General features: G+C 40.5%; 17 protein-coding genes and 1 pseudogene. 9 read left to right on the top strand and 9 right to left on the bottom strand.

The annotated features are described in order from the left end of the window. The first annotated feature begins 62 nt into the window (after nucleotides 1-62). The 4 genes from MKY17_RS03465 to MKY17_RS03480 all read left to right on the top strand — a co-directional run bounded on the left by MKY17_RS03465 (nucleotide 63) and on the right by MKY17_RS03480 (nucleotide 3,563). Nucleotides 63-353: a DUF3817 domain-containing protein gene (locus MKY17_RS03465; RefSeq protein ID WP_034305497.1), complete on the top strand. Its 291-nt coding sequence runs from the start codon at nucleotides 63-65 to the stop codon at nucleotides 351-353. Nucleotides 354-530: 177 nt separating this feature from the next. Then, a complete protein-coding gene (locus MKY17_RS03470; protein WP_098370572.1) occupies nucleotides 531-1,298 on the top strand; it encodes an ABC transporter ATP-binding protein in 768 nt (255 codons plus the stop codon). Further along, nucleotides 1,285-3,204: an ABC transporter permease gene (locus tag MKY17_RS03475; RefSeq protein WP_098370573.1), complete on the top strand. Its 1,920-nt coding sequence runs from the start codon at nucleotides 1,285-1,287 to the stop codon at nucleotides 3,202-3,204. The genes MKY17_RS03470 and MKY17_RS03475 overlap by 14 nt, the downstream gene beginning before the upstream one ends. Before the next feature lie 5 nt (nucleotides 3,205-3,209). Next, entirely contained in the window at nucleotides 3,210-3,563 is a 354-nt protein-coding gene (locus MKY17_RS03480; protein ID WP_098370574.1) for a YxeA family protein, read from the top strand. Between the two features lie 58 nt (nucleotides 3,564-3,621). On the opposite strand, the gene MKY17_RS03485 is transcribed toward MKY17_RS03480, so the two are convergent. Together MKY17_RS03485 and MKY17_RS03490 are read right to left on the bottom strand one after the other, a co-directional pair. Further along, entirely contained in the window at nucleotides 3,622-5,022 is a 1,401-nt protein-coding gene (locus MKY17_RS03485) for a HAMP domain-containing sensor histidine kinase (protein ID WP_098370575.1), read from the bottom strand. Next, a complete protein-coding gene (locus tag MKY17_RS03490; protein WP_098370576.1) occupies nucleotides 5,019-5,729 on the bottom strand; it encodes a response regulator transcription factor in 711 nt (236 codons plus the stop codon). The genes MKY17_RS03485 and MKY17_RS03490 overlap by 4 nt, the downstream gene beginning before the upstream one ends. A gap of 376 nt (nucleotides 5,730-6,105) precedes the next feature. Here MKY17_RS03490 and MKY17_RS03495 point away from each other — a divergent pair, with 376 nt between their 5' ends. After that, entirely contained in the window at nucleotides 6,106-7,281 is a 1,176-nt protein-coding gene (locus tag MKY17_RS03495) for an MFS transporter (RefSeq protein WP_098370577.1), read from the top strand. Between the two features lie 78 nt (nucleotides 7,282-7,359). On the opposite strand, the gene MKY17_RS03500 is transcribed toward MKY17_RS03495, so the two are convergent. From MKY17_RS03500 to MKY17_RS03530, 7 genes and pseudogenes are all read right to left on the bottom strand, one after another. Continuing rightward, nucleotides 7,360-8,097, bottom strand: coding sequence for an amino acid ABC transporter ATP-binding protein (locus tag MKY17_RS03500; RefSeq protein ID WP_098370578.1), 738 nt, complete (start codon nucleotides 8,095-8,097; stop codon nucleotides 7,360-7,362). A 29-nt stretch (nucleotides 8,098-8,126) separates the two neighbouring features. Continuing rightward, a complete protein-coding gene (locus MKY17_RS03505) occupies nucleotides 8,127-8,831 on the bottom strand; it encodes an amino acid ABC transporter permease (RefSeq protein WP_098370579.1) in 705 nt (234 codons plus the stop codon). Further along, on the bottom strand, nucleotides 8,815-9,639 hold the full coding sequence (locus tag MKY17_RS03510; RefSeq protein WP_098370580.1) for an amino acid ABC transporter substrate-binding protein: 825 nt from the start codon (nucleotides 9,637-9,639) through the stop codon (nucleotides 8,815-8,817). The genes MKY17_RS03505 and MKY17_RS03510 overlap by 17 nt, the downstream gene beginning before the upstream one ends. A 308-nt stretch (nucleotides 9,640-9,947) precedes the next feature. Further along, the gene (locus tag MKY17_RS03515) at nucleotides 9,948-11,537 is read right to left on the bottom strand and encodes an S-layer protein (RefSeq protein WP_098370581.1); all 1,590 of its coding nucleotides are present in this window, start codon (nucleotides 11,535-11,537) and stop codon (nucleotides 9,948-9,950) included. Nucleotides 11,538-11,764: 227 nt separating this feature from the next. Then, nucleotides 11,765-12,352, bottom strand: coding sequence for a YjgB family protein (locus MKY17_RS03520; RefSeq protein WP_286176950.1), 588 nt, complete (start codon nucleotides 12,350-12,352; stop codon nucleotides 11,765-11,767). A 93-nt stretch (nucleotides 12,353-12,445) separates the two neighbouring features. After that, nucleotides 12,446-12,595: pseudogene (locus MKY17_RS03525) on the bottom strand (IS5/IS1182 family transposase); the annotation flags it as partial. Between the two features lie 380 nt (nucleotides 12,596-12,975). After that, nucleotides 12,976-13,446 (bottom strand): DinB family protein, encoded by a 471-nt coding sequence (locus MKY17_RS03530; RefSeq protein ID WP_098370582.1) that lies wholly within the window; start codon nucleotides 13,444-13,446, stop codon nucleotides 12,976-12,978. 329 nt (nucleotides 13,447-13,775) lie between these two features. Here MKY17_RS03530 and MKY17_RS03535 point away from each other — a divergent pair, with 329 nt between their 5' ends. From MKY17_RS03535 to MKY17_RS03550, 4 genes are all read left to right on the top strand, one after another. Continuing rightward, a complete protein-coding gene (locus tag MKY17_RS03535; protein ID WP_098370583.1) occupies nucleotides 13,776-14,666 on the top strand; it encodes a TIGR01777 family oxidoreductase in 891 nt (296 codons plus the stop codon). Nucleotides 14,667-14,728: 62 nt separating this feature from the next. Beyond that, nucleotides 14,729-15,907 (top strand): LL-diaminopimelate aminotransferase, encoded by a 1,179-nt coding sequence (locus MKY17_RS03540; RefSeq protein ID WP_098370584.1) that lies wholly within the window; start codon nucleotides 14,729-14,731, stop codon nucleotides 15,905-15,907. 307 nt (nucleotides 15,908-16,214) lie between these two features. Continuing rightward, on the top strand, nucleotides 16,215-16,487 hold the full coding sequence (locus MKY17_RS03545) for a phage holin (protein WP_098370585.1): 273 nt from the start codon (nucleotides 16,215-16,217) through the stop codon (nucleotides 16,485-16,487). Between the two features lie 192 nt (nucleotides 16,488-16,679). After that, nucleotides 16,680-17,159, top strand: a complete 480-nt coding sequence (locus MKY17_RS03550; RefSeq protein WP_098370586.1) for a C40 family peptidase — start codon at nucleotides 16,680-16,682, stop codon at nucleotides 17,157-17,159. The last annotated feature ends 54 nt before the right edge of the window (nucleotides 17,160-17,213 follow it).

Raw genomic sequence — 17,213 nt, forward strand, 5'->3', positions numbered from 1 at the left:
GGGGACAAGAAGCTGGAAGTCTGTTTGTGCCATACTTGTACAATGAATAAGGGGATGTGCGAATGTTTTCTACAGCTATTGGATGGTTTCGGTTTATTACAATAATTGAGGGAATCTCATATGTTCTATTGCTTGCCATTGGTATGCCCATTAAGTACATATTGGATATTGGGGAAGCAACACTCATTTTAGGAAGCATCCATGGTTTCTTATTTGTCGTGTTTGGGCTTTTATTACTTTATGTGAGCATCATATCAAAATGGTCCTTTTTAAAAATGGCTATGATTTTCATCGTTTCATTCATCCCATTTGGGAATTTTGTAATCGACCGCAGGCTATTGAAGCAAAGTTAAATGATAAAGATCCATGCCCGAATACTTTTCCTTTTGAAAAATCCAAAAAAACGCATTTCCATTTAAATGGAAGGCGTTTTTTTTATGGATTTAAGCTTGCTGTAAGGTTGGCACAAAGATGCTGTAAGAATGAGCATGTAAAGTATAAGTATCAACAATACTGAAGAGGTGAAACAAATGGAACCATTATTAAAAGTGGAAAATATAAAAAAAACATATGGTAAATCAAGCGCTGCCTACACAGCGTTGGAAAATATATCTTTTGACATTCATGAAGGGGAGTTTGTAGGGATCATGGGACCTTCTGGAGCGGGTAAATCGACGTTGCTCAATATGTTGGCAACCATTGATTCGCCGACTGAAGGGAAAATTTTTATGAATGATACGAGCATTCACGATATGAAAGGTGCTGACTTAACGGATTTCAGACGTGATAATCTTGGTTTCATCTTCCAGGATTATAATTTGCTAGACTCATTGACTGTGAAGGAAAATATATTATTACCACTGGCGATTGCGAAAGTTCCAGCGAAAGAAATTACTAACTTGGTGAATCGTATTGCTAAAGTATTTGGGATTGAAGATTTATTAGCTAAATACCCATACCAAATCTCCGGTGGGCAAAAGCAAAGAACAGCTGCAGCCAGAGCGCTTGTGACAGAGCCTGCATTGATCCTGGCTGATGAGCCAACAGGTGCACTTGATTCAAAATCAGCAACAGGTCTGCTGGAAAGCTTAAGTGAACTAAATGAAAAAAATCATTCCACCATCATGTTGGTGACACATGATGCATATGCCGCAAGCTTCTGCCGGCGGATCATTTTCATCAAGGATGGTACGCTTTCAGCAGAAATTTATCGTCGTGGCCAATCACGTAAAGCTTTCTTCCAAGAAATTATGGATGTCCTTGCAACAATTGGAGGTGAGGTAGATGACGTTATTTAGTCTAGCGAGAAAAAATATTGCTCGAAACCTCTCCCAATATTTTTTATATATCGCATCCATGGTATTTAGCATTATCATCTACTTCACGTTTGTAACATTAAAATATAGCGATACAATTGCAGAACAAACGGCTTCATCACAGAAATTAGATTCATTGATGAGTGGTGCGGCAGTCATCCTGATTTTCTTCGTTGCCATTTTTATTGCCTATTCCAATTCATTCTTTATGAAAAAACGTAAAAAAGAAGTGGCATTGTATGCATTGCTTGGCGTACGTAATCGTCAGATTGGTTTTATGCTCTTCTTTGAAAACCTATTGCTAGGTTTGGTTTCATTGGTTGTGGGGATTTTACTTGGATTTCTTTGTTCAAAAGGGTTCATGACGATTTTGATCTATTTAATGGGCTATGATGTCATGGCACCATTTACATTTTCGGGATCTGCAGCTTTGAACACCTCTATCGTATTTCTTATTATTTTCTTGGTGACATCATTCCAGGGCTATCGTTTAATTTATCAATTTAAACTAATTGATCTCTTCCATGCATCGAAAAAAGGGGAAGCGGCTCCGAAGCCATCGATGATTGTAGCCATTCTGGGAGTTTCCCTGATTGTCATGGGTTATTGGTTGGCGATGCAAGATCTTTTTACTTCTAAAGTGTGGGAAAAGGTCGGCTTTTTAATGACGTCACTTATCATTTTGACAACGGTTATTGCCGGTACGTTTTTATTGTTTCATAGCGTTACAGGCTTTGTGTTGGCCGTGATTAAGAAAAATGAAAAATGGCTTTGGAAAGGCCTGCATCTGATGACGATCTCGCAACTGCTATATCGAATTCGGGGGAATGCACGTACATTGACCGTAATTGCGGTGTTAAGTGCTACTACGGTAACGGCTGGCGGTGCGGTTTATGGTCTTTATTACAACGCGAATGACCAAGTTATGACCGTTGATCCGAATACCTTCATGTATCAGCAAACGGATGCAAAAAGCGATCATCAAGTCAGCGCTGTATTGCCAAATACAAAGTATGATGAAAATGTCGAAGCACTATCTGTCACATTTAATACGAAAGAATTGAATAAGGGATCGGCATTCGATAGCTCGGATAAAAAGATTTACACGATAATCGATGAAAGAACATATAACAAATTAGCAGAAGTGCAAGGCAAGGAAGCACTGCATGTGAATAATGGCAAAGCAGTCATTTTAGATATTGGATATGACAAAAGATTCTCACCTGAATACAAGGACAAGACCATCAGGACAGAAAACAACACGGCAATCACATTCCAAAGCTTTAAAACACAAACAGTACTAAATGCCGGAACTGCAGGCATTGCAGTGGTCGTATCGAATGATCAATTTAAATTATTGCAAAAAGAAGGGGAAGCGCTAAAATATCGTGTCATCGGTGTTGATCAAGCTTCCACGGATTTATCTGAAAAAATTGCAAAACAAGTGCCTGAAGAAGCGCTATTTTCCAGTGCCCCTCAAGATTTCCAAACAAGCATCGAAGGTGTAGGCTCATTGCTCTTTATCGGAAGTTTTCTTGGCCTGGTTTTTTTAGCGGCAACAGGCAGTATCATTTACTTTAAAGTTCTAACGGAAGCAGAGGAAGATAAATCACAATACAATATGCTTCATAAAATGGGCGTTAACGCAAAGGAAATGCGGAAATCCATTGCATCACAAGTGCTTGTAATCTTTTTCGTTCCACTGGCAGTGGGGTTATTACACAGTGCGGTTGCTTTAAAAGCCTTCTCGGGCTTATTGATGATGAATCTTGCAAAACCTGTGTTGATCTGGATGATCGCTTATACGGTTATTTACGGTCTGTATTATATCTTAACGGCAGCTTCCTACAATCGTATTATCATACAAAATAATAAAACAGAAGGATGATCGAAATGAAGAAATTTCTTATGGTAGTTGGCATTTTGTTTATACTGGGAGCGGCAGGAGTCTTCGCTCTTACTAAAATCGACTTTAACCGCATGAATGCCGACAATTATTATTTGCAAATTACAGAGGATGGGGTACAACATGAAACCAAACTGGATGATGGTTCAGTGATGACTTACTATTCTTATAAACTTGACGCCAAAAATGCAGATGGTGAAACGTTACCGCTTGAATTCACGGCACAAAAAAATCTTCGAAAAGATGCTTACTTAAAGATGTACGTGAAAAATGGTGATGAAGTATCGTCATATGATGAAGTGAAATTCGAAGACATTCCAAAAAAGGCACAAACAAAATAAATAGGAAAGAAGGGCTGTCTGTAAATTATGGACAGCCCTTTCTCTGCAAGAAAAATAATTATAAAAGTATCGTGATTGTGGTTCCCTTATTTTCAATGCTAGTCAAATCCAGTTTACCTTTATGTGCCAGAATGATGTCCCTTGCAATGGCCATTCCTAAACCGGTCCCATGTTTACTGGCAGTATTCGTACCTCGATAGTAGCGTTCAAAAACCTGTTCTAAGTCTTTGGCGGGAATACCGCGGCCATTATCGGCAATGGTAATTTGGGTATGCAGTTCTGATTGTGGACCAATATCATCAATTTGTATTTTCACAACGACATTTTCCTCGTTATGCACGAGTGCGTTATAGATTAGGTTAAATATCGCCCGTTTCAGTAGTTTTTTATCCACTTTATGTATTGCTTTGTCCAAATTTGCCACAAACTCAACCTGTTGATCACCAAATTGTGAATCATTTAAAAGCTCGATCGTCATTTCTCTTATAAACCCAACGATATCAACATCTTCAAATTGCAAAGGAAGTCGTTGGTTGCGCAAACGCATCGTTAAATTCAGGTCATCCAATAAATCTTTCATATAAACGGACTGTCTATTAATAATGGATGTAAACTCATACAATTCCTGTGGAGTTAATTCAGTGGCGTTATCTTTCATCAATTCTGTATATCCATGGATGGAAGCAAGTGGTGTCTTCATGTCATGAGAAACATTGCTAATCCATTCCTCGCGCATTTGGTCGAGCTGATCACGTTCTTTTTCATACTGATCCAACTTCACCGATAGTTCATTCATATTTCGAAATACATCTTCATAAACGCCTTTTGGTATGCTCATTTTTTTAAAGCGCCGCTCCCGAAGCTGCTGAATTCCTTCTATTAAAATGTTCAGCGGACTCGTTAATTTTTTCCCAAATAAGAATCCAATGACTAATGCAATGATGATATCTACGATTAAAAATATTACTAGTAAGATGTTAAAGTTCTTAAAAACTTTTTCATAATCATAGGTTATTACATAGCGGCCAATTTTCCGTTCCTTAACTCCTACAAAATAGCTGAAATTATGGGCTTCGCCGACAAAAACAGTCGTCTCTGCATCAATTTCCTTATACTTATACATTTGGACGATTTCAACAGGAGAATATACGGTTTGCAATTTTTGAGGTGTATAAAAGGCTGCAACTTGCTCCCCCTCATCATTCAAAAATTGTATCCAGGCGTTATTGTTCCGCAGTTTTTCTAGCCCTTCTTCATTTACGATCGGTTTGTTATCTATTAGTTCCACATATTGTGAAAAGGTTCTGCTAAAGTTTTCAGCTGAAACTTCCTCTGCCTCGAAATTATGCATGGCTCGATAAAAGAGTAGAGATAAAAGTAAAATTGTATTTACGATCCCTACGATTACAACAATTGTCACAACGGATCCTAAAAATCGCCGTGTCAATTTCCACTTCATTTTGTTTCACCCTTGGTTTGTAATTTATAACCAAGCCCTTTAACGGTTATTAAAAATGAAGGCTTTGAAGGGTCTGCCTCGATTTTTTCACGTAAACGGCGAATATGTACCATCACTGTATTATCAGAGCCAAAGAAATCATCGCCCCACACCTTTTCAAATAAAGTTTCCTTGCTCATGATCTGATCCGGATGATGCATAAAACAGCTCATCAATCCGATTTCTTTAGCTGTGAGCTCAAGCGTTTTGCCATCCTTTTTCACTTCATTTTCATTTGCACTAAGCTCAAAAGGACCAACTTGCCGTTTTTTCGGAACGGCCTTTTCCTCTGAAAAGCCCGCACGCCTCAGCTGCGCCTTTACTCGATATGCAACTTCTTTCGGACTGAATGGTTTGGTAATATAATCATCCCCGCCAATCGCCAACCCTAGAAGCTTATCAATTTCCTCATCCTTTGCCGACAAAAATAATATGGGTACATTCGACACTTCACGAATTTGCTTGCATAAATCATAGCCTTCACCATCAGGCAGCATTATATCAAGCAAGACCAGTGATGGATCGAACTCCTGAAACTTTGCCCACCCATCCGCAATCGTCCCCGCCGTAACAATATTCGGGATACCTTCTTTATGTAAAACTGTCTCCATGAGACGTGCCAAATCTTCTTCGTCGTCAATAATTAAAATCCACTGATCATTCGACATTCTGCTACCTCCCAAACATCAATCATACCCTACAGTATAGAGTACCCCTTAAGAAAAAATAAGGGGAGGAAAGATATTTAACGAACTCATTCATTATTTTCACGAAACAAAGTGGAAAAAACGTAAGTACTATTACCTGAAAAATTACTGTAAAGATCAGGATTCTGATGCCTGGTCTTTATTTAGTTAAGGTAGTTTCGGAAAGAAGAGCGTACTTCATACTGATTTGGTAAAGGTTGTATGATAAACTGTTTAAAGTATTGTTAGGAAGATTATGCTAAGTAGTGTAATTAAGGAATTCGTTGCTGTTCTTTTGACCCAAACCTTTAAATAAAAGTATGCAGCGAATGTGGAAGAATAAAAGGAGAAAAAAATAATGGAAACAAAAAAGGTGTTACCCGTTCTTTTTTTAGTGATGTTTTTAGTCATGGTCGGATTTGGGATCATCATTCCCGTCATTCCGTTCCTTGCCGAAAAGGTTGGTGGCAGTCCTGCTGAGCTTGGTCTTTTAATGGCTGTTTATTCATTAATGCAATTATTTTTTGCCCCGATGTGGGGACGTATATCTGACCGGATAGGACGTAAGCCTGTCATGATTATCGGGATTGCTGGACTGGCCCTTTCGTTTTTCATCCAGGCTTCGGCAGATTCCTTATGGGTATTATTTGTAGCCAGAATCATTGGTGGGATTTTGTCATCGGCAAACATGCCAACCGCAATGGCGTATGTGGCTGATATCACGACGCCGGAAGATCGGGGAAAAGGGATGGGAATCATCGGGGCCGCTACAGGGCTTGGATTCATCTTCGGACCGGCGATTGGCGGGGTATTCTCCAAATCAAGTTTGAACTTACCGTTTTACATTGCAGGTATATCCTCTTTGATTACTTTATTCTTAGTGATTGCGATACTAAAGGAATCACATACGGTTGAAAAGAGGGCCAAACAGTCAATAAATAAAGAGTCGATGTGGAAAGCCTTTAAAGGGCCTCTTAAAACCATGTTCTTTCTGCAATTGATCGTCACCCTTTCAATGGCAGGACTCGAAACGACTTTTGCCTATTTTGCAGCCAAAAAGGCTGATATAAGTCTTGTACAATTAGGCTATATCTTCATGATCATGGGGTTTGGCAGTGCGATCGTTCAAGGTGGATTAGTGGGGAGGATGACAAAGAAATATGGGGAAGGCGCGGTTATCCGAATGGGAATCATCGTGTCGGCAGTTGGTTTCATTCTCATCCTGTTTTCTTCCGGTTTTTGGACATCGGCGATTTTCCTGACGATCTTCGGATTGGGTAATGGGTTCATCCGGCCGGCAATTTCGGCACTGCTGACCAAAAGTTCCATGACGGGCCATGGCAGTGTCACTGGCCTGCTATCTTCCTTCGACTCGTTCGGCAGGATTGCGGGTCCCCCGATAGGCGGTTGGTTATTTTCGATTTCGATTGATTTACCATTTATATCGGGCGCAATCCTTTCCGTTTTTGCTTTGATTCTTTTTCAGTTATACCATGTAAGGACACAGACAAGACAGGTCCAAGCATCTCATTAATTAATTTAATGAATGCAAAAACCCCCCATTTCTAAAAATGGGGGGAGCCGCGAGCGGTGCTTGAATAGCACCGTTTTTTTATTGAATCATATTGAGGAATTTACGTGTACGAGCTTCTTTAGGATTTGTGAAAATTTGCTCGGGTGTTCCCCGCTCCATTATTTTTCCTTCATCCATGAAAATGACTTCGTCGGCGACTTCACGGGCGAAACGCATTTCATGGGTTACCACGATCATTGTCATGCCTTCTTCTTTCGCCAGGTCTTTCATGACTTGTAACACGTCTCCAACTAGTTCGGGATCTAAAGCGGACGTGGGTTCATCGAATAGCATGACCTTAGGCTCCATGGCCAGGGCCCTTGCAATTCCCACTCGTTGTTGCTGTCCGCCTGATAATTGAAACGGATAAAAATCGATTTTTTCACCTAAGCCCACTTTTGTAAGCAGGGCAGCAGCCGTTTCTTTCGCTTGATGTTTGGCTATGTTTTTTACAATGATGGGGCCTTCCATTACATTTTCCAATGCTGTTTTATGGGGGAAGAGGTTATAGCTTTGGAAAACCATCCCTGTCAAACTGCGGAAAGATGTAATTGAATTTTTTCTAACGGGTTTTTTGAAGTCCATTATGGTTTCATCAATTTCAATCGTCCCGTCCGTGGGTACTTCAAGGAGATTCAAACACCGAAGAAAGGTTGTTTTACCTGAACCCGAAGGACCGATCAATACAATGACTTTACCTTGCTCCACTTCCAAATCGATGCCCTTTAATACGTCAAGGTCACCAAATGATTTATGAAGATTCTTAATGTTGATCATTTTAAAATCTCCTTTAACTACTGCGGTTCTTATTTTGCTACATAACGATTAAGTCTGTCTTCTAAACTTCCTTGAATGAAAGATAGAATGGTACACAAAATCCAATATAAAGCAGCTGCCTCTATGTATAGTAGTAGAAATTCATAGTTTTTTGCAGCGATTTCCTGGGCTTTACGGAATAATTCCGTTACAAGAATGAGTGATGCAAGCGATGTATCTTTTAAAAGGCTAATGAACGTGTTGGATAATGGGGGAACGGATACACGCGCTGCTTGCGGCAAGACGATCCGCTTTAAAGCTTGGGTATATGACATCCCGATCGAATAGCCCGCTTCCCATTGCCCTTTAGGTATCGATAAAATGGCAGCTCTTATAATCTCCGAAGCGTATGCTCCAACACTTAGTGTGAATCCGATTATAGCCGATATAAAAGGACTGATGGTTACACCTAAATTTGGAAGTCCATAGAAAATGATAAATAATTGCACAAGTAAAGGTGTCCCGCGGATGATTGACACATATACTCGCGCAATTATTTGAAGGATCCTCATGGAAGATAATCTAGCCAATGCTGTGAGTACAGCGAGAATAAGGCCGAGAACAAATGAAATTAGCGTTAGTGGAATCGTATATTGAATAGCTCCCTCTATCATGGGATAGAGGGAGGTTTGAGCGATGGAAACAAGCTGGTCCATACGCTCGGGGTCGGTGAAAATATTACTTAGGAGAAACATCTTCACCAAACCATTTATCCGAGATTTTCGCGTATGTGCCGTCATCTTTCATTGCTTTAAGTGCTTTATTTACTTCTTCCACTAATTTGCCGCTGTCTTTTCTGAACATTAAACCACTTGCGACTCCGCTTTCTTCCTCATCAGCGACTTTGATAGGTGCATCCGGGTGTTGCTTTTTATAATCAAGGTACGATAATTTGTCATTGATCGTGGCATCTACACGTTTAGAACCAATAAGCTGTACAGATTGAGAAAATCCTTCAATGCCTGTAACCTCAGCACCATGTGATTTGGCTAGATCATTGTAATTACTCGTTAAAGATTGTGCAGAGGTCTTGCCTTTCAAATCATCGAAGGATTTAATATCCGAATTATCTTTGTGTACAAGCAATACGGCCCCTGATTGAATATATGGGTCAGAGAAATCATATTTCTTTTGACGGTCTTCATCGATACCCACTTGGTTTGCGATCATATCAAAACGTTTAGCATCCAAGCCTGCAAACATGCCGTCCCATTGTGTTTCCTTGAATTCAGCTTTCACTCCAAGGCGTTTTGCCACTTCTTTAGCAATTTCAACATCAAACCCCGTTAGTTTATCTGAATCATCGTGGAATGTGAAAGGAGGATATGTACCTTCAGTTCCAACAGTTAATACGCCATCTTTTTTGACTTTATCATACAGACTTTCTTGTGATGAAGATTTATTGTCGGTATCGTTTGCCTCATTTTTGGTATTGGTACCACAAGCGGTAAGTACAACCGTGAAAGCTAACAATAGCGATAAAAGTGCAACCATTTTTTTCATTTGGGTAAACCTCCTAGTAATCTGATAGGGATTGATACTCTGTGATACTATACAAGAAAAGGAAAAAAGTCAATGAAAATAACTTACATCATTATTGTTAATGAAACTTGGTGAATTATACGGATTTTCACGCATTGAAGTGAAATAATACTAAAAGAAAGATGTATCGTTATCCGAAAAAGGATTTGAAAGGGAAGTGATCATTAAGAATCCAAGGGGACAAAAGGCCCCTCATCCACATGATTTTTAGCTAAGTGGAAAAGGGGCTTTTTTGGGCCGTCCGGAACTATTGCAAGATTCTTTTTACCTTAGTGTTTTTCATGATTCCTATCCTCTACGCTGACGAATATAGGGTTCGAATAGAACCAAAGGTCTTTATAGTTACGTTTGTTTATTTCCGAAAAACGCGTTTCGTTATCCTCGATTTCAGTCTTTTTATCGATCAGCGGTTCCCCGTCCATCGTTTCTCCAGAGACATTTTCCCCTAGGTTCGTGCCTCGCAAACGGAAATATTGATCCTTATTTGCTTTGACTTTGTAAGTGATGGTATGAAAACCATCGCGATCGGTTTTCCAGTCTTTACTGGTAAAGCGTTTAACAACTTTTGTCGTATCATTGGTGGATTTATTATAAGCAGGTGTTCCAGGCACTGCTTTCCCGGTTACTTCCCCGGAAATTAGATCCACGTGATCCACCTTGACGGGGTCCCCGTTATTGTTTTTTTGGGGGCTCTTAAATCGGATGGTGATCTTGACCATCTGTCCTTCCTTCACTTTAAGGTCCCCACCCATATCAACCGTGTTGTTTCCGTTTTTAGCTTGGAAATCAAGGGCATCGATCAAGTCACCAAAAACAGAGAAGGATTTCCCAGATCGCATGCCATCAAGGACGGATTTTATTGATGAGCCATTTACCCATGTATAATTCTTGGAATATTCTCCTGGCCAGTAACCACTGGAGTATAGGCGGTTTTCACTGATTTCAAAATGGGAGTCCGAATTGGAAAAATTCCAGAACTTACGACCTTCCCCAAGAAGTGCATCCCATGCCCCCCCTACCTTAGCAAGCATATAATCGGATCCGCCATAGGTCCGGTTTTCCGGTGTTGTCAGATTTAATCCGCCTCGATCTGGCTCCATCTGGTTACCTGGCATACCTTCAAATCCGAACATGACATCCGGGGCGATATTGTTGAAGTCACGAAAATCAGATATGTTGTACACCCTCTTTCTTGATGGGTGGTTCAATATGGCATAACTTGTATGCTTATAATTTTTCTCAAGCCATGCCAATGCTGTTCGGGCATCCTCGGATGTCTTATTGGCTCTTTGATCCTGTACTTTCCAGACAGCTACATCCTTAGAATCGAACATCTTTTCATCCTGGTTGGTGAACAGATATTCGAACTGATTGCCAGCTTTCAGACTTTTAGGTGAGCTCGGCTGATCTCCCAAAATGCCTATGCCGACATGCTCGTATGTAGGCATATCCCATTCGAAGCCTGAAAAGATGACTTTATTTTTATATTTGCCCTCTTTTTGCAGTTGTTCCATTTTCGGGGCTTGATATTGAATGATTCCTTGAGACAGCGGTATCGGCCCGCCTGGAATCAAATGTCCCTCATCATCCCTTGAAGACATCCTCAAGTGGTCGGAAATTCCCATCCAATCCAGGCCATACTTATCAAATGCGTTATTTAGCAAGCTTTCAAGGCTCTGTGATCCCTCGGTATCATCTGACTGAGTGGTATGGGCATGATATTCCCCCTTCATCCATCTGCCTCCCGGATTTGTCTGATTGTCTTCTGCATCATTTGCAGCACCCGCGACAGGTAGACCTTGAAAAAGGATGGCTATGCTTAGAACCGATACTGTGAAAGCCCTGAACTTATTAATCATCTTACCGACAACCTCCATATATTGAAATAATATTGAACAAGCTAATTTTATTGTAAAAATATTAAGAATCCGTTTGGGGTGAGTATGGTTTTTGTAAATGGAAAGACCGATTCTGGTAACAGTGGTTTGGAAATTGAAAGGGAATAAAGGGGAGGGGCTCGAAATAAAAAAGGTGTAGAGAAAATTTTCTTTCTCTACAACCTGTAACGACTATTTTGCCGTAAATATTATTTAGCTTGTAGTAGATTGATATGATCTACAGTCCGATCTTCACCGACAATGAATTGTAGTTCATAATTTCCTGTCTTGTAAATGTAGTTGATTTCATTCGTACTGGAAATATGGCGTATTTCGTCAGCACTGCCGAGCTGTTTTCCTAAAACTTTTGGTGTGATGCTTCCTAGATTATGGTCCCGTTCTACATTTGTCCCAAAATATCGGATTTGTGAGATGGTCTTGTCATCGTTATAGGCAAATGCAAATCCCGGATGCCCCATTTCTGCATGGTAATAGTCAAAAGTTTCATCTGTGTTACTTGGCTCAGGGGGAGAACCGAATGTCTCATATACATCTTTTTGGGTGTTTTCATTAATTTTCAAACCCATGGCAGTATAAGGCATTTCTCCTGAAAAAGCTTTGTTGTAGATTTCATGTAAGGTGGTAAGAGCGTGTTCCTTAGCTATGGGAGGGGCGGAATCCATTGTGGATGCAGCCTCAACCGGTTCTGTTGATAACGATGCACCTGCCCCTAAAAGAGAACCGGTTAGAATAACGGTGCTAATCATTCTGGCCGCTGGTTTTTTAGATAACATCATTTCTTATCCCTCCTATAATTACTTTTCCACAATTTCTTAGCATAAAACATTTTCTTGGTGATAGATTGGAATGTTTGATTATAGTGGAGCATCAGGGGATTTATAAGCTGCATCTGCGGCAGCTGCTTCCGGTTTTCCAACTTTCTCAATCACTTGTTCAACTAGTGGCTCTAAGATTTGACTGTCATGTGAATTTCCAGGTGCTACAATCGGTCCCAATACAAAACTTTTGCGGTCTGCTGCACCAGTTGATTTAAAGTAATCACTTCAAGTTGATCTCTAGAATCATGTTTAGCAAGCATCTTCATCACCTCAAGTTTAAATAATTCTATTTTAAAACAATAAAGAATAGGCAAAAGGGTTCTATCTGAAATTTAAAACTAAGTTAATTGGAGCGGAAGGTACGAGACTCCTGCGGGAAAAGCGCGTCCAGGGGGAGACCCCACAGGCGCAAAGGCGCCGAGGAGGCTCCCGGACCGCCCGCGGAAAGCGAGTGCCTGGAGCGGAAATCAACGTCCAAATTGTACAAGCAATAAAAAAACTGTAGGCAAACTCGATTTTCATCGAGATTGCCTACAGTCTGGGTGCTTCACCATGATGAAACACCTTTGAAAATGATGTAATTAATCCCAAACGTTAATTCTAGGAACTCCAGCAGTTCTTAAGTAGTCTAATAATTGACCAGTATGTACAGACTCATGATAAGCGATTCTTAGCAACATGTCTCCTAAATCCCTGATATATCCCATATCGGAGCGATCGATCTTAATATTGGATAAGTCGTCCTCGCTGAAGGATATGATTGTTTCCAAAAAATCACGCCTGTAAGGTTCGGCAAAGTTCAATTCCGCTTCAACAGAGGTAAGTGGCTGTTTTTCAAATGGTGATTCATAAACTTGTAGGCTACCTTGATTTTTAATGGATAAATGATAGTAATGCTCACTATCAAGAACATGTCTAACCATTTCTAAACAGCTCATTGCCTTGTCGTCCGGTTTCCAATGGAGTGTGCTTTTAGGTATTGATGTCCATAGTTTAATGTTTCTTCTTCTAACCTCTTCAAGATTTAAGATGATTAGTTCTATCGATTTCATAATTATCTCCCCTTTTAGCAGGTATATTTTAACTATACACGAATGGACGCTGAGAATATGGGGTTATTTTGAAAATATAGAAAATCCAATGATCTGTTCAGGTATTAATCTTTGCGTATTCCTTCTATTATGTAAAGTATCGCTCCTGTTTAATTCAATCAGGACCAGTTTATTTTCCTGGACAAGTTCACAAATTGTTGCACGCGTATGTTATTTATTCGTGATACCAATTAATGTAATAAGATGGTATACTTGTGAAGTAATTCACAAAAAGATTTAAACTGGTTATGGCTCGGCCTATTCACTCTAAAAGAAAGCGGGTTGGTTATATGCTGAAGAAAGTGGTTTTAGCTGGCGGGACTGGTTTTGTCGGTCAATACTTTGAAAAGCATTTCAGGAATTTGGGATATGAGGTAAGGATCATCTCCAGGCAAACCCCGCATACTGGCTGGGAAGATAAAGAAGGAATAAGGGAAACGATCGATAATTCGGATATGTTAATCAACTTAGCAGGAAAAACGGTCAATTGCCGCTACAATGCCAAGAATAAGAAAGAAATATTGGATTCACGAACTGATACGACTGAAATGCTAGGTAAGGCGATTGAACAATGTGAAAATCCTCCTTCATTATGGATAAACTCAAGTACGGCAACGATTTACAGGCATGCTGAAGATAAACCAATGACGGAGGGGGATGGTGTAATCGGTTCAGGTTTTTCTGTAGATGTTGCGAAAGCGTGGGAGCTCTCATTTTTCGATTTCCGATTACCCAAGACGAGACAAATTGCTTTACGGATCGCCATTGTATTGGGCGATGGGGGAGTGATGACCCCATATAGGAATTTGGTTAAATTCGGACTGGGAGGCCATCAAGGATCAGGAAATCAGAAATTCAGTTGGATACATATAGAAGATTTATTTAACATTGTCCTTTTTCTGAGAAAGAATCAAGAGTTGAGCGGGGTGTTCAATTGTTCATCGCCTCATCCAGTTACAAATCGTGAACTGATGGCTCATTTGAGAAAGCTCATGAATATTAGGATAGGATTTCCCTGTCCAACACCCATGCTTGAAATGGGGGCTTTATTTATGGGGACCGAAACGGAATTGATATTAAAAAGCAGGTGGGTCATACCTGAGAGGCTGGAAAAGGCGGGGTATGTATTTAAATTCCATCATCTTGATGAGGCTCTGGAACAGATACTGATGAATTCTTAAAATACTCGAGATTGATTGCTATAATGATAGATAGAAAATCATTAAGAGAGGGGAATCGTAGAATGAATATGACTCCATCTGAAAAAGTCGGAAGATTCACAACAGGAATATTTTCAGAGTTGGCGACCCGCAAGCAGGATGCAATGAAACGAGGGGTGGATGTTATCGATTTGAGTGTAGGAAGTCCGGATTTACCACCGCCTGATTTTGTAATGGATACGCTTGTGAAATATGCGCAGGATCCCAGTTCTTACGGGTATACGTTAAAAGGTACGCCTGAATTCAATGAGGCAGTCCGTTATTTTTATCGGATGCGTTATGGAGTGGAGCTGGATGCAGAAAGGGAAGTCCTCCAACTGATGGGATCGCAGGATGGCCTTGCACACTTGGCAACGGCGATGATTAACCCTGGAGATTATGTGCTGGTGCCAGATCCAGGATATCCAATTTATGAAGCGAGTGTAGAGCTTGCCGGCGGAATCATTCATCCGATGCCGCTTACTGCCGAAAATGCCTTCCTGCCGCAGCTCAACGTTATTCCGGATGAAATAGTGAAAAAGACCAAAATGATGATCATCAGTTATCCGGGAAATCCTGTCACCGCCCTTGCTGATGAAGATTTCTTTTCGGAAGTCATATCGTTTGCGAAAAAGAACGAGATCATGGTGGTTCACGATTTTGCTTATTCAGAGTTGATTTTTGATGATCATCCGCAAATTAGTTTTATGTCCATTCCTGGTGCCAAGGAAGTGGGGATTGAATTTAACTCACTTTCCAAAACTTTTAATATGGCGGGCTGCCGCATTGGGTATGCGGTGGGCAATAGAGAGGCGCTGAACATCCTGGGAACGTTGAAATCACACATCGATTATGGGGTTTTTTATCCAATCCAAAAAGCTGCCGAGATGGCGCTAACTTCTAATCTTTCGCTGCTATCAGAACAAGTTAAGGAATACCAGTCCCGACGTGATGCCTTGATATCAGGTCTTGCTGAAGGGGGATGGCATGTGCCGAAAACCTCAGCTACCATGTTTATTTGGGCCCAAATTCCTGCTGGCTGGAAATCACGGGATTTTTCCTATGCATTGATTGAAAAAGCAGGGGTTACGGTCGTCCCAGGCGATGCTTTTGGGAAGCAAGGGGAAGGGTATGTCCGGATGGCCTTGGTCCAGCCGGCCGAGAGATTGAAAGAAGCTGCTGAACGGATCAAATTGTTTTTGGAGAAAAAAATTGGAGTGTGAAAAATCCAGCATTTAATATATTCAGGTTTTAAGAACGCTCGATCATGGGCACGCTGAGGAATATATATAGCTTGAGGAAGTTGTTCCTTACTTGTTAAAGTGAGGCGCTCTCTAGTGTTTTAAAAAAACTACTTTGAAGTTTAAGAGAAGGTCCATCCTCGGATGGGCTTTTTTTGTTTAGGGGAACTAGCGTGATAGATTATGAATGGAATTTCCGAACGTAAGATGGACAAGCCGCATAATATATAGCAAGTCCGCAACCCTCTTAAATGAAGCGGGCTTAATATGATAGAGAGGGGGAAAAGCAATGATCAACTGGAAAGTGCGTTTTAAGAATCCTACGTTTATATTCACGGTACTCATTCCAGGGCTTTTAATATTGGCCCAGATGATTGCTGCGTTCATAAATAATTTCATTACCCCTATAGGCTTTACCATTACTGATGATGCATTGAACGGGGCTTTAGGCATCATTAACTTCATAGCGCTTACATTCTTTGGGGTCGGCGGTGTGGTCGATCATACCACTAAAGGTCTAAGCGACAGTGAAAATGCCCGACAATACAAGGAGCCTAAGTAATGGACACTATTCTTTCATCTATTGAAGAGTAGAATATACCAGATAACACCGTTACTTGCTACACAACGGCGTTATCTGGTTATTTGTTTTTTGGGCAGAGATGATGATTTGGGATAATGATTTTGGTCTAAAAACCGAAATGCAACATACATTTAAAATTGTGGTTCATTTTCAGTTTGGGGAGGAAAAAGGATGAGTTATAGTTTACCAGTTTCAAAATGGTTTGCAGCCATAGTTTTAATCGGGGCATTATTGATGGCATTCATTTTCAGTCCGGCTAATGCTTCAGCCTCTATCAATTATGGTGATGAAGTTGCCGCTTTGGCAAAGAAGCAGGTTGGGAGCAAATATAAATATGGGGGGACGACTCCAAAAGGGTTTGATGCTAGCGGTCTTACCCAGTATGTATATAAAAATGCCGCAACGGAAATGAAAATTCCGAGAACGAGTGCGGAACAGTATAAAACCGGAAAGGCCGTGAAGCAAAATGATTTAAAAGCGGGCGATTTAGTCTTCTATGCGACAGGTAAGAAAGGGGAGGTCTCTTTTGTAGGAATCTATTATGGAAATGGTACATTTGTCGGGACCACCACTAAAGGGGTTAAGGTGGTCAAAATGAGTGATAAGTATTGGAAGGAAAAATATATAGGGGCAAAACGAGTTATTAAGTAACAATCTGATGTTCATATGAAAAAGTCCTGCAAAAAAGAGCATCGAAAAACCGAT

It is taken from the genome of Peribacillus sp. FSL P2-0133 (assembly GCF_037975445.1).
Lineage (GTDB): Bacteria > Bacillota > Bacilli > Bacillales > DSM-1321 > Peribacillus > Peribacillus simplex_E.

Excerpts from the sequence above, each read along its gene's own strand:
- MKY17_RS03535 (WP_098370583.1), top strand. The coding sequence starts at position 13,776 with ATGCTGAAGAAAGTGGTTTTAGCTGGCGGGACTGGTTTTGTCGGTCAA.
- MKY17_RS03480 (WP_098370574.1), top strand. The coding sequence starts at position 3,210 with ATGAAGAAATTTCTTATGGTAGTTGGCATTTTGTTTATACTGGGAGCG.
- MKY17_RS03520 (WP_286176950.1), bottom strand. The coding sequence starts at position 12,352 with ATGATGTTATCTAAAAAACCAGCGGCCAGAATGATTAGCACCGTTATT.
- MKY17_RS03510 (WP_098370580.1), bottom strand. The coding sequence starts at position 9,639 with ATGAAAAAAATGGTTGCACTTTTATCGCTATTGTTAGCTTTCACGGTT.
- MKY17_RS03505 (WP_098370579.1), bottom strand. The coding sequence starts at position 8,831 with ATGTTTCTCCTAAGTAATATTTTCACCGACCCCGAGCGTATGGACCAG.
- MKY17_RS03530 (WP_098370582.1), bottom strand. The coding sequence starts at position 13,446 with ATGAAATCGATAGAACTAATCATCTTAAATCTTGAAGAGGTTAGAAGA.
- MKY17_RS03540 (WP_098370584.1), top strand. The coding sequence starts at position 14,729 with ATGAATATGACTCCATCTGAAAAAGTCGGAAGATTCACAACAGGAATA.
- MKY17_RS03495 (WP_098370577.1), top strand. The coding sequence starts at position 6,106 with ATGGAAACAAAAAAGGTGTTACCCGTTCTTTTTTTAGTGATGTTTTTA.
- MKY17_RS03500 (WP_098370578.1), bottom strand. The coding sequence starts at position 8,097 with ATGATCAACATTAAGAATCTTCATAAATCATTTGGTGACCTTGACGTA.
- MKY17_RS03465 (WP_034305497.1), top strand. The coding sequence starts at position 63 with ATGTTTTCTACAGCTATTGGATGGTTTCGGTTTATTACAATAATTGAG.
- MKY17_RS03470 (WP_098370572.1), top strand. The coding sequence starts at position 531 with ATGGAACCATTATTAAAAGTGGAAAATATAAAAAAAACATATGGTAAA.
- MKY17_RS03485 (WP_098370575.1), bottom strand. The coding sequence starts at position 5,022 with ATGAAGTGGAAATTGACACGGCGATTTTTAGGATCCGTTGTGACAATT.
- MKY17_RS03515 (WP_098370581.1), bottom strand. The coding sequence starts at position 11,537 with ATGATTAATAAGTTCAGGGCTTTCACAGTATCGGTTCTAAGCATAGCC.
- MKY17_RS03475 (WP_098370573.1), top strand. The coding sequence starts at position 1,285 with ATGACGTTATTTAGTCTAGCGAGAAAAAATATTGCTCGAAACCTCTCC.
- MKY17_RS03545 (WP_098370585.1), top strand. The coding sequence starts at position 16,215 with ATGATCAACTGGAAAGTGCGTTTTAAGAATCCTACGTTTATATTCACG.
- MKY17_RS03550 (WP_098370586.1), top strand. The coding sequence starts at position 16,680 with ATGAGTTATAGTTTACCAGTTTCAAAATGGTTTGCAGCCATAGTTTTA.
- MKY17_RS03490 (WP_098370576.1), bottom strand. The coding sequence starts at position 5,729 with ATGTCGAATGATCAGTGGATTTTAATTATTGACGACGAAGAAGATTTG.